This is a genomic window from Pediococcus sp. M21F004, from assembly GCF_051122535.1.
In the GTDB taxonomy this organism is placed as follows: Bacteria; Bacillota; Bacilli; order Lactobacillales; family Lactobacillaceae; genus Pediococcus; species Pediococcus inopinatus.
The window spans coordinates 360644-372934 of record NZ_CP177314.1 but is presented as its reverse complement, the minus strand read 5'-3'; the positions used below and the strand labels follow the sequence as shown (position 1 = coordinate 372934).

Sequence of the window (12291 nt, the reverse complement as noted above, 5' to 3'; positions counted from 1 at the left end):
GTTTTTACCTAAATTTATAAAACATGTGACTTGAAATTATTTGAACGATAAATCGTTGTTTAAATCAAATAAAGTTGTATCTGGTTGATGCTTTGAGTTAAACAAGTCGGTAATATCATGAGCCTGAACTTTGTTGTCAAGAATTCCAACGGCCAAACCGCCTTTACCCTCAAGTAACAAGTCAACAGCATAAGCACCCATCTTGCTAGCAAGAACTCGATCACGAGCAGTTGGTCGGCCACCACGTTGAATATGACCTAAAACAACTGCACGGGCATCAAAGTCACCATATTTCTTGAGTTCTTCAAGAAATGTTGGTGCAGCATCAGAATTTGCATCGCCTTCAGCAATAACTACAATACCATAGTCCTTACCATCTACACGATTCTTCTTCAACTTCTCAGCAATTTCCTTGACGTCTGTATCGTACCCTGGAGCCACAATTGCATCTGCGCCTGTGGCAACACCAGCCCAAAGTGCAATGTCAGCTGCTGCACGGCCCATTACTTGGACTGCAAAGACACGCTGATGACTTTTAGCTGTATCACGAATTTTATCAATGGCGTCAACAGCTGTGTTTAAAGCAGTATCAAACCCAATTGTAAAGTCTGTGTAAGGAATATCATTATCAATAGTTCCTGGCAAACCAATCGTGTTATAGCCGTGTTCAGTTAAACGAAGAGCTCCGTGATAAGAGCCATCGCCACCAATAACAACTAAAGCATCAATACCAAACTTCTTTAGTTGTTCAATTCCTTTTAATTGACCTTCTACTTGGGCAAATTCGGGATAACGAGCTGAGTACAACATTGTACCACCCTCATCGATCGAATCGTCCAAATCAGTAGCAGAAAACTTATGAATATCGCCAGCAACTAATCCAGCGAAACCATAGTTAATACCATATGCTTCCAAACCATTACTAATTGCTTTCCGTGCAACAGCACGAATAGCAGCGTTCATAGCTGGAGCATCACCACCACTGGTTAAAATACCAATGCGTTTCATTTCTTCACCTCAAGCAAAAAATTATTTAAATATCTAAACTTCACTTATAATTTTAACACTTTTGAATTTGAATGTCTTCAATCTTAACAAAAAACATCTGGAACAAATCCCTAGATATCGGTACTTTTGACCGATTGCAAGACCACATTTTCCTTACCTAACAGGTTTGTAAGCGCTGAATTGATTTCTTCTGAATTTGTCGTCCAAAATCGTTTTTCCAAAAGAACTTTTTTATCGGTTGCTGGGTAGAAAAGTAAAACCGGAATCGAACCGGGATGGGACTGCAGAATTGACCGTAATCGATTTTCAACAGTAGTTATGTTATCAGTTTCGGTAAATCGTAAAACCCACCGCTGGTTTGGATGATTTAGCAGTAGTTGGCTTGCGAGCTGAATGTGATTAGCAATAACTTGTAGCCCATTGCGTTCATCAACCTTTCCTTGAATTAGGAGGACTTTTCCCTTTTGAAGAATTTCAGTTGTTTGTTGATATTGCTCGGGGAAAACTGTGATATCAATTTCACCGGTTAAATCACTACCTGTAATAAAAGCCATTTGTGACCCGCGTTTGGTACGAATAACCCGAATCTTAGTCATGTAGATTAGGCAAGTTACAGATTGATTAACTGTCAAATCAATAATATCTGTAATGCGATATTTAGTACGTAATTGGTCGTATTGTTCAACTGGGTGCCCAGAAAGGTAAGCACCTAATATCTCGTTTTCCTTTTGGAGCTTTTCTTCGAGAGACAAATCAGGTTTCTTTATAATTTTTGGAGTCAATTTTTCAAATAAACTCATACTACTGCCACTTAATGCAACACCATTTAATAAATCTGGCAATACTTGCAGAAGTTCTGCACGGTTATATCCAAATGAGTCAAATGCTCCAGCATAAATCAAAGATTCCATCAAATCTTGTTTCAACCATTTCGCCGGAATTCGTTGCAAAAATGCTTGTAAATCTTTAAACGGCCCATTTTGTTTGCGCTCATCCAAAACATCAGCAATAAAATCGCGACGCGCACCTTTTATACTGGCTAATCCAAAAATTATTTGTCCATTTTTTAAAATGAAATAACCTTGGCTCAAATTTACATTGGGGGCAGAAACCTGTACACCATGTTGTTTGGCCTCCATCAAGTATCGCTTTATCTGACTTGGATTATTTAAAACAGAGTTCAATAAAGCAGCAAAGAATGCGGCCGGATAATGAGCTTTTAGATAAGCTAGTTCAAATGCCATTTTTGAATAGGCAACCGCATGAGACTTATTGAAACCATAATTAGCAAATCTTTCAATATAATCGTATACCTGAATGGCCGTATCTTTTGAATATCCTTTACGAGCAGCTCCTGAGATGAATTTTGTTTGCATATCATCAATAACAGCCCGTTTCTTTTTGCTCATAGCCCGACGTAATAAATCAGCTTCTCCAAGTGAAAAGCCCCCCATTACAGATGCCACTTGCATAACTTGTTCTTGGTAAACAAGAATGCCATAGGTACTCTTCAAAATTGGTTCTAGACTGGGGTCTGGATATTGAACTGACTCAATCCCTTTTTTTCGTTTAATAAAAGTATCGATGTTTTCCATTGGACCCGGCCGGTACAGCGCATCAACTGCAGCAACCAGTTCAAATGTTTCTGGGTGTAATTGGCGCAAAACATTGCGGATACCGCTTGATTCAAACTGAAAAACACCCGTTGTATCTGCATTTTGAAAAAGGGCCAGCGTTTGTGGATCATCCAGTTTAACGTCTGAAATTTTAAAATCTGGATGGCCATTTCTTGTGATAATCCGGATGGCGTTTGCCATAATACTCAAATTACGTAACCCAAGAAAATCCATTTTAAGGAGACCAAGTGCTTCGACCGTGTCTTTTGGATATTGAGTGAGCAACAATGCATCACTTCCAGACTGAAGTGGAACAACATCACTTAAATTTTGGGCGCTCAACACAACACCAGCCGCATGTGTTGAATAGTGTCTTGGAAGTCCTTCAATTTGTTGGGCAATTTCGAACAATAATTTATTTTTAGAACTGTCGGCGATCCAGTTTTGGAGCTTTTGTGATTGTTTTAAAGCCTCTTTTAAGGTAATTTTGAGGACATTTGGTACTAATTTACTGAGATCGTTAATTTCGTAAGGTGCCATTCCAAAAACACGTCCGACATCACGCAATGCTTGTTTGGCAGCAAGCGTTCCAAAGGTAATAATTTGTGAAACGTGACTGTGCCCGTACTTATCGTGAACATAGTTTAAAATTTCATCACGTTTATTGTCTGGAATATCCAAATCAATATCTGGCATTTGTGAACGTTCTGAATTTAAAAAACGTTCAAATAACAAATCATACTGAAGCGGGTCAACATCTGTAATTTGTAATGCGTATGCGACAAGTGATCCAGCTGCTGATCCTCTCCCCGGACCAGTTGTGATGTCGTTATGATGAGCGAAATTCATAACGTCCCAAACAATTAAGAAATAATCGTTAAAGCCCATTTGATCAATTACTGATAATTCATGATCTAAGCGTTTTTGATAAGTTGCTTTATCAACCGATTGATTTTTCAATCGCTTTTCTAAACCGACTTGAGTTAATTTTGTTAAATAAGTTTTGGAATCTAAACCATCAGGGACTTTAAACTCTGGTAATTCCGGTTTCCTAAAATTCAAAGTAACGTTGCATTGTTTTGCAACAGTTGCAGTCATCTCCATTGCGTCTGTTAAATCATTTTCTTTATAAATAGCCTCGTAATCTTTTTCCGGTCGAAGCCAATTATTGCCTTGATAATTTTCAAACTGTTCCGGATTGCGAATGGATTCGCCTTTGTCGATATCTCTAAGAACTTGAGTAGCAAAATGATCAGTAGCATTTAAATAATTGACTTCGGGGACAACAATGGTCCGTGCTTTACTAGTTTTACCCAATTGCTGAAGCGTATTTTGTAAAACAGTTGATTGTTGCGCATTAAGACCAATTAAAACACTGTTGTCATCAGCTTGGGCCTGGATCTGTCTAATTAACTGTTGAGCAGAATCGGTATCTCCACGGCCAACAAGCGTTACCAGTTCTGAATCTTTGCCTGGGAAAATAACGATTAAATGGGTCAGAAATTCATTAATTTGTTTGTAATATAAATCTGCGCCTGACGCTTGGGTATTTTTAATGGTGCTAATTTTCATAAGGTGTTGGTAACCGATCTGATCCTTAGCCAATAATAAAATCGGAAAATGATTATCGGAATCTATGCAGCCAAATAAATTCAGTTTCAAACCTAAGATTGGTTTGATACCTTCTTTTCGACAGGCATTATAGAAATCAACAAGGCCATACATGATATTATTATCTGTAAGGGCCAGAGCTTCAAAACCCCGTTTTTTTGCCTCTTCGGCAAGTTCAGTAATTCTGGTGGTACTTTGCAGTAAACTAAAGCTACTGGTTACTTGTAGTGGTACAAAAGCCATATTGTCACCTCCTGTTCAAATTAACTTGTTAGTTTCATTATACAAAAGAATCGCTTATAATGAACTAGTTAACTTCTATCCTAGTTGATTTTTATAGAAATTGTGCTAAACTATTTTTGATTGTGAGGTGTCCAAGTATGATGAAACAAGTAGTAATTATTTTTTGGGCTTTTATTTTTGGAGAAGTAATTGGAGCTATCGGTGGTGCCTTGGAAGTTATGACGTACAAGCCATTAACAATCGGGATCGTCGCAGCACTTGTAGCCCTGATTACCGCTAATGGAATTAGCTTATTATCTAAAAGTGATTCAGTAAAATAAACTTAAACCTTAATAAAAAACGAAGACAATTTAATGCCTTCGTTTTTTATTTTTTAATTTTTTTCATTTGTTATTGTTGGTTTAGTTTGAAAAACTAATTTTTCGTCTTCAAGGTTAATTTTTACGATCGTATGTGGCTTAACATGATCAGCAATAATTTCTCTAGCTAAAGGCGTTTCCACCTCATTTGAAATGAAACGCCGTAATGGCCGTGCCCCGTACGCTGGGTCGTATCCTTGCCGAGCTATCCATTTTTCAGCAGGTTCAGAAATTTCGAGTTGAATTTCTTGGGCCGCTAAGCGATCGGAAAGCTGGGTAATCATTTTTCCAACGATTTGTTCAATATCGTGTAAATTAAGTGGTGCAAATAAGATAATATCGTCAATTCGGTTTAAAAATTCTGGCTTAAATTTTGTTTGAGTAAGTTGCTGGACTGCCTGTTTGGTCTGTTCAGATATTCTTCCCTGGTCATCAACGCCGTGTAACAATATATCAGAACCTAAGTTAGATGTCATAATTAGAATTGTGTTTTTAAAATCAAATGTTCGCCCCTGACCATCTGTTAAACGACCATCATCTAATACCTGTAATAAGATGTTAAAAACATCAGGATGAGCTTTTTCAATTTCGTCAAAAAGGACAATGGTATATGGGTTGCGCCGGACAGCTTCTGTCAATTGGCCGCCTTCTTCATAACCGATATATCCCGGGGCTGCCCCCACCAAACGAGAAACTGATTCTTTTTCCATATATTCTGACATGTCGATTCTGACCATATGTTGTTCAGAGTCAAATAGATTTTCGGCCAAAGCTTTGGCCAATTCAGTTTTTCCAACCCCTGTGGGACCAAGAAACATAAATGATCCAAGTGGTCGTTTAGGGTCTTGTAAGCCCGCTCGCGAGCGAAGAACAGCGTCTGAAACGGCATCAACAGCTTCATTTTGGCCAATAACTCTTTTATGCAAACTTTCAGCCAAATGTAAAAGCTTTTCTCGTTCACCTTTAACTAACTTATTAACGGGAATGCCGGTCATTTTACTAACCACTGTGGCAATTTCTGACTCGGTAACGGATTGCTCCACTAACCAACCGCCGGATTCCTGTTCTTCTTTTTGTTGGAGATTCTTTAACTCAGCTTCCAATTTGGGAATTGTGCCATGCTGTAGCTTTGCGGCTTGCTCTAAATTATAATTATTTTCAGCTTCTTCTAATTTATGTTTGGCTTGTTCCAGTTCAGTTCTTTTATTATTAACGACTTGAATCGACTGTTTTTCAGACTCCCATCGTTTTTGAAGCGCATTTTTCTTTTCACGCGTATTTGCAAGTTCGGATTTTAATTCAACTAATCTTTTTTTAGATGCGCTATCAGTTTCGTTTTTTAGAGCAGTTTCTTCAACTTCCATCCGCATCAACTGGCGCTTGGTCTGATCCAGTTCGGTTGGACTAGAATTCATTTCCACCCGAATTGTAGCAGAAGCTTCATCAATGAGATCGATTGCTTTGTCTGGCAAATAGCGATCCGTAATGTAACGATTCGATAAATTAGCGGCCGCCACAATTGCATTATCATGAATTTTTACGCCATGATGAATTTCAAAGCTTTCTTTTAAACCTCGTAAAATGCTAATTGTATCCTGAATAGAAGGTTCTTTGACCAAAACTCTTTGGAAACGGCGCTCAAGGGCTTTATCTTTTTCCATATATTCTCGATATTCATCAAGTGTGGTTGCCCCAATTAAATGTAATTCGCCACGAGCAAGCATTGGCTTTAACAAATTACCAGCATCCATACTTCCCTCGGTTTTTCCGGCACCGACAATATTATGAATTTCGTCGATAAACAGAATAATTTTACCATCAGCCTTTTTTACAGCCTTTAAAACACCTTTTAAACGTTCTTCAAATTCTCCTCGATACTTCGCACCGGCAATTAGTGAGCCCATGTCCAAGGAAAAAATGGTTTTGTCTTTTAGATTATCCGGGACGTCTTTTCGCGCAATTCGTTGTGCTAAACCCTCAACGATGGCAGTTTTACCTACCCCAGGTTCCCCAATTAAAACAGGATTATTTTTAGTTTTTCTTGACAAGATACGCATCACGTCCAGGATTTCTTCATCACGGCCAATAATTGGATCTTGGTGCCCATCATGAACTTGTTTTACCATGTCAACACCGTATTTTTCTAGTGCTTTATATTGGGTCTCTTGATCTTTGGAAGTCACTCTTTCTCCTCCTCTCATTTTTTCGATTTCTTTTGTTAGTTTTGAAGTAGTAACCCCGTTTGCTTTCAAAAAACTAGTTAACGGATCATCAATAGCCAACAAAGCGAGGACAACGACTTCCGTTGAAATGTAATCGTCACCCATTTTCTTTTTTAATTCATCCGCTTTTTGGAACAAATTAAATAAAGCACCACTCATGCTTTGTCCATATTGAATATTTTCGCCTTCAACAATAGACACTGCATCCAATTCATCATCAATCTCTTGTTGCAGTTGTTGATTTTTCACCCCGAGTTCCGTAAACAAACCACCAGCTATTTGATCCGGTTGACTTAAAAATTTAAATAGCTCTGGCACGCCAATTGCTTGGTGTTTTCGGTTGACAGCAACTTTTTGCGCTTCTGCAACAGCTTCTTGCACAGCAGTTGTAAGATTATCTGGATTCATATTAATTTATCCCCCATTCTAAAAAATAATAATCCTTAAATAAAGGTAAACGGATTTGTATCCACTTGTGATTCGAAAACTTGAATTTGATTGTCAGTTGTTAGTTGCCACGAACGGAACAGTGTTGCCAATTTAGGAATGCAAATTTTTTCAACATTATGCCCTGGGTCAATGGCTGTGAGGCCAGCTGCCAACATGTCGTGTCCCGTATGATAATAAACATCACCAGTCACATAAACATCAGCACCTTTTTTTAGGGCCTGCTTGAAATATTTACCGCCATCGCCACCCAGTACAGCTACGCGTGAAATCTCTTGTTGGGGATCTTGGGTAATGATCCGAAGTCCTTGCAGTTCAAATCTTTGTTTAATTAACCTTGCAAAAGTCAATACGCTCATTGCTTGATCAAGAAGCCCAATCCGGCCCATACCAAACTGGTGGTGATTTTGATCCACGTAACCGTCTAATAGTCGTTCTGTGTGTTGAAGCCCAATTTTCTCTGCTAGCCAATCGTTCATTCCATTGTCAGCTGCATCTAAATTGGAATGTGCCGCATAAACAGTAATATTATGTTTAAGGATTTCGGCATACATTTTATTTTGTGGAACGGGTAGATCTAAGTTATGCGCTGAACGGAACATTGCAGGATGATGCGCAAAAATTAAATCACAGTGTTGTTCAATAGCCTCGGTAACGACTTCAGGGCGAACATCTAAAGTAACCAAGACTTTGGAAAACTCCGCATTCAAATCACCAATTTGTAATCCAATTGGATCGCCAGGTTCAGCCAATTCTTTAGGAGCAAATTTTTCAAATTCATTAATAAAAGTTCTAATCTTCAAGAGTTAAAACCTCCTTAATCAAGGTTGCTTTGTGGTTTAATTTAATGATTCGCTCTTCCGGTACTACTTGAGATCGTTGCATTTGGCTCATTGCGTTTTTAACCCGCTGCAATTCAGCTTGCCACTTTTCTTCAAAAATATTATTGGGTAAAGTTTGTAAGATTTGCGGGCCGAAAAGGAGTTCTTTTTCAGAGTACGTTGGTGTTTTTCCTTGTTCTGCCACAATGATTTCATAAATGTGATGATCTTCTTTGAGGATCCGCTCGGCTTTTATTTGATAATCATGGTGCATTAACCAATTACGAACACTTTGTTCTCCTACGTTAGGTTGCAAAATTAAATCCGTTACACCTTTTAACTTATTTTTTTGGCGTTCAAGGATTTGAGTAATCAGTGTCCCGCCCATTCCAGCAATGACAACTGTGTCAATTTGATCTTCAGGTGAAATGACATCCAGTCCGTCACCTAAACGAGAAGATACTATTTTTTGAACACCCTCAGCAATAATTTCATGAGTGGCATTTTGGTGAGGTCCCTTCGCTACTTCTCCAGCAATGGCAAAACTAATTTGATTATTTTTGGCCAAAGACACCGGAAGGTAAGCATGATCGGAGCCAATATCAGCAATTCTGGCATTTAATTTTACAAAACTAGCAACAGTTTGAAGTCGCTCTGAAAGTTTATTTGCATTCATTAAGACAGTCCTTTTTTGATTTTTCTTTATTATATCATGCAAGATAATTTTGCTTAAAAAAACTGAATTTTAAAAACAAAAAAAGAATTCGAAGTAAAATACGTACTTTTACTTCGAATCCTTAAATAGAAAATAATACTTATTCCAAGAAATCTTTAAGTTGTTTTGAACGAGATGGATGGCGTAATTTTCTTAAAGCCTTTGCTTCAATCTGGCGAATTCTTTCTCGTGTAACACCAAATACTTTTCCAACTTCTTCTAGAGTCCGTGTACGTCCGTCATCAAGCCCAAATCTAAGACGTAGAACATTCTCCTCACGATCAGTTAACGTGTCTAAAACGCCTTCTAATTGTTCTTTTAAGAGCTCATAAGCAGCATGGTCTGCAGGACTAGTTGCATCCTGATCTTCAATGAAGTCACCCAGATGGGAATCGTCCTCTTCACCAATTGGAGTTTCCAATGAAACCGGTTCTTGAGCAATTTTTAGAATTTCACGGACTTTCTCAGTAGGCATGTCCATTTCGGCTCCAATTTCTTCAGGGGTTGGTTCACGACCAAGGTCTTGAAGTAATTGACGTTGAATTCTGATTAACTTGTTGATTGTTTCAACCATGTGAACAGGAATCCGAATGGTCCGAGCTTGATCAGCGATTGCACGCGTAATTGCTTGACGAATCCACCAAGTTGCATAGGTTGAGAACTTGAACCCCTTACGGTAATCAAATTTTTCAACTGCCTTCATTAATCCCATGTTACCCTCTTGAATTAAATCCAAGAATTGCATACCACGCCCAACATAACGTTTAGCAATGGAAACAACTAACCGTAGATTGGCCTCCGCAAGTTCTTGTTTAGCTGATTCTTCACCTTTTTCGATACGAAGTGCTAGTTCAACTTCTTGTTTGGCTGTTAATAAAGATACACGCCCAATTTCTTTCAAGTACATACGAACTGGATCATTAATTTTGACACCAGCTGGAGCCTTTGTATCGTCTAATTCTTTTTTACTGATTTTTTGTGCTTTTAAAGCATGGGCACTTGGGTTGCCTTTTTCATCAACCACACTAATTCCGGCATCTTCAACTTTTTGAATAAGATCATCGATTTGACGTTCATCCAATTTAAAGGGAATTGAAATCTTGTCTGCTAATTCGTCATATTTAATTTGTTTGCTGGGTTTATTAGTTTTAATAAGTGCATTAACTTTTTTCTTATAATCAGCTGTATTAAATACACTTGTTGCGCTATTTTTAGGAGCAACTTTTTTCTTAGCGGGAGCCCTTTTTTTCGTCGTTGTCTTTTTTACGGCTTTTTTAGCTGTTACCTTTTTTGTAGTCGTCGTTTTTTTTGTTGCTTTCGTTGTAGTCTCTTTGTCTGCCATAGTTAAATCCTCCCATGAACGTATTAAGCGTCTTGACGCTGTCGATATAAATCAATTAATTCAATAGCCAACTTTTGTTGCAATTCAGTGTTACCCATTCTTTTAGCTTCATTTAGTGATTTTTTCTTTGTTGTAATTTGTAGACTAAGTGGCGCCTCTGAAGTAATCACCTTAATGTAGTCGTCAACAGCTTGGTCAACATTTTCTTCATCAAGATCCTGTAAATCAAGCTCGGCGATCACATTTTGGAGTTCACTATCATGAACAAAATCCATAAATGCAGCTGAATCATAACCGTCATGGTTTTCGAAGAAACCTGTTGCTAGCATATAAATTGTCTGATATTTTTCATGAATAAAATGAAAATTTGGCAATTCAGCAAGTTTAAGCCAGACATTATGATCATAAAGCAAATAGTTTAACAAGCGAGCTTCTGCAGTTTCCACTTTATCTAGTTTTACTTGTTGCCGATGATATTCTTGTCTAACTGTGGACACGGTTTTGACTGGTTGTTGTTGATGATTTGCAACACTGGTTTGTGAGCGAACCTGGCGCAGCTGTTTGCTCAAATCTTGTGGCTGAACACCGAATTCTTTTGCCAATTGATTTAGATATAGATCTTGTTCTACACTTGAATCTATGGTTGCAACTTCTTTTAAAGCTTGTTCAATATAAGCTAGCTGATCTGCTTCATTATTTAAGTTATAGTTTCGTTTCAAATAGGTTAACTTAAAAGCAGTAGGTGTTAATCGTGCAGAGTGCACGATTTCATTGAACTGTTTTGCTCCATGCTGACGTACATATTCATCAGGATCCAGCTTATCGGGGATTTCGATAACACTCAATTTGAGTTGACTGTTCGCCCCAAAAGCATCCAAAGCACGATTAATTGCCGCCTGTCCAGGATCATCACCATCATAACAAATGTCTAACTGGGAAGTAGTTCGTTGCAACAAATAAATTTGTTCATTTGTAAAACTGGTTCCCATGGATGCGATCCCGTTGGTTACACCAGATTGATAAGCCGCAATAACATCCATAAAGCCTTCAAATAGGATTGCACGTTTTTCATGTCTAATTGCTGATCTTGCAACATCAAAATTATAGAGGACGTTGCTCTTACTGAAAATTCGTGTTTCTGGGCTGTTAATGTATTTAGCCTGAGAGTCTGCTTTATTTAAAATTCTTCCTGAAAATGCAATCACATGGCCTTGCGGATTTTTAATGGCATACATCACGCGACCACGAAAACGATCGCGAAGTTGCCCTTCTTGATCCTCTATAAAAAGGCCTGATTGCCGTAAAAGCTGATAATCTATCTTTTTTTCAGCAAAGAACTCTTTTAAAAGTTGGTCTCCAGGAGCAAAACCCAATTGAAATTTCGTAATAATATCATCTGTTAATCCGCGCCCGTGTAAATAAGTGAGCGCTTCTTGTCCCATTTCAGTATTTAACAGTACATGCGTGTATAGCTCTGCAGCCTGATCATACAATCCGATCAGCTGGCTTTGTTCACTACTTTCTTTAGACACACGTCCTGTTTCAGAATATTCAGCCGGGATTTCAACATTCGCCAAATCAGCAACCTGATGAATGGCAGCAGGAAATTCAATGTTACTAATTTCCATTAGAAACTTAAAAACATTCCCGCCACGTCCGCAACTGAAACAATGAAAAATTTGTTTTGACTCTGAAACCGAAAAAGAAGCAGTTTTCTCTTCATGAAAAGGACATAATCCAAAAAAGTTCTTCCCTTGTTTTTTTAATTGTACGTATTGTCCAACCACGTCAACAATGTTCACTGAGGTACGAATTTGATCAATAAGATCTTCTGGAATAGCTTTTGCCAAATTCAATTACCTCCTCTCAAGTGCACACTAACCCACGATATCGACACATAACAAATA

General features: G+C 38.2%; 8 protein-coding genes. 1 reads left to right on the top strand and 7 read right to left on the bottom strand.

Going from position 1 to position 12291, the window contains the following annotated elements; genetic code table 11:
• Positions 1-36: 36 nt before the first annotated feature.
• Complete coding sequence (gene pfkA, locus ACLHK8_RS01975; protein WP_057772131.1) at positions 37-1008, bottom strand: 6-phosphofructokinase; 972 nt, start codon at positions 1006-1008, stop codon at positions 37-39.
• A gap of 110 nt (positions 1009-1118) precedes the next feature.
• Positions 1119-4478 carry a DNA polymerase III subunit alpha gene (gene dnaE / locus ACLHK8_RS01970; RefSeq protein ID WP_063697520.1) on the bottom strand — a complete coding sequence of 1120 codons (3360 nt, stop codon included), beginning with the start codon at positions 4476-4478 and terminating at the stop codon, positions 1119-1121.
• 137 nt (positions 4479-4615) lie between these two features.
• Between dnaE and ACLHK8_RS01965 the strand changes: the two genes are divergently transcribed.
• Positions 4616-4798 carry a YjzD family protein gene (locus ACLHK8_RS01965; RefSeq protein WP_057772127.1) on the top strand — a complete coding sequence of 61 codons (183 nt, stop codon included), beginning with the start codon at positions 4616-4618 and terminating at the stop codon, positions 4796-4798.
• 53 nt (positions 4799-4851) lie between these two features.
• On the opposite strand, the gene clpB is transcribed toward ACLHK8_RS01965, so the two are convergent.
• The 5 genes from clpB to dnaG form a co-directional block, all read right to left on the bottom strand.
• Positions 4852-7467, bottom strand: a complete 2616-nt coding sequence (gene clpB / locus ACLHK8_RS01960; protein ID WP_434520385.1) for an ATP-dependent chaperone ClpB — start codon at positions 7465-7467, stop codon at positions 4852-4854.
• 35 nt (positions 7468-7502) lie between these two features.
• Positions 7503-8309, bottom strand: coding sequence for a Nif3-like dinuclear metal center hexameric protein (locus ACLHK8_RS01955; protein ID WP_063697526.1), 807 nt, complete (start codon positions 8307-8309; stop codon positions 7503-7505).
• Positions 8299-9003 carry a tRNA (adenine(22)-N(1))-methyltransferase gene (locus ACLHK8_RS01950; RefSeq protein WP_063697530.1) on the bottom strand — a complete coding sequence of 235 codons (705 nt, stop codon included), beginning with the start codon at positions 9001-9003 and terminating at the stop codon, positions 8299-8301. Before ACLHK8_RS01950 ends, ACLHK8_RS01955 begins: the two co-directional genes overlap by 11 nt.
• 139 nt (positions 9004-9142) lie before the next feature.
• Complete coding sequence (gene rpoD, locus ACLHK8_RS01945) at positions 9143-10384, bottom strand: RNA polymerase sigma factor RpoD (protein WP_082854848.1); 1242 nt, start codon at positions 10382-10384, stop codon at positions 9143-9145.
• A gap of 23 nt (positions 10385-10407) precedes the next feature.
• A complete protein-coding gene (dnaG, locus tag ACLHK8_RS01940; RefSeq protein WP_063697533.1) occupies positions 10408-12234 on the bottom strand; it encodes a DNA primase in 1827 nt (608 codons plus the stop codon).
• Between the last annotated feature and the right edge of the window lie 57 nt (positions 12235-12291).

What these genes read in the sequence shown, in the direction of transcription:
- pfkA (WP_057772131.1), bottom strand. Translation starts at nt 1,008, where the DNA reads ATGAAACGCATTGGTATTTTAACCAGTGGTGGTGATGCTCCAGCTATG.
- clpB (WP_434520385.1), bottom strand. Translation starts at nt 7,467, where the DNA reads ATGAATCCAGATAATCTTACAACTGCTGTGCAAGAAGCTGTTGCAGAA.
- ACLHK8_RS01950 (WP_063697530.1), bottom strand. Translation starts at nt 9,003, where the DNA reads ATGAATGCAAATAAACTTTCAGAGCGACTTCAAACTGTTGCTAGTTTT.
- ACLHK8_RS01965 (WP_057772127.1), top strand. Translation starts at nt 4,616, where the DNA reads ATGATGAAACAAGTAGTAATTATTTTTTGGGCTTTTATTTTTGGAGAA.
- dnaE (WP_063697520.1), bottom strand. Translation starts at nt 4,478, where the DNA reads ATGGCTTTTGTACCACTACAAGTAACCAGTAGCTTTAGTTTACTGCAA.
- rpoD (WP_082854848.1), bottom strand. Translation starts at nt 10,384, where the DNA reads ATGGCAGACAAAGAGACTACAACGAAAGCAACAAAAAAAACGACGACT.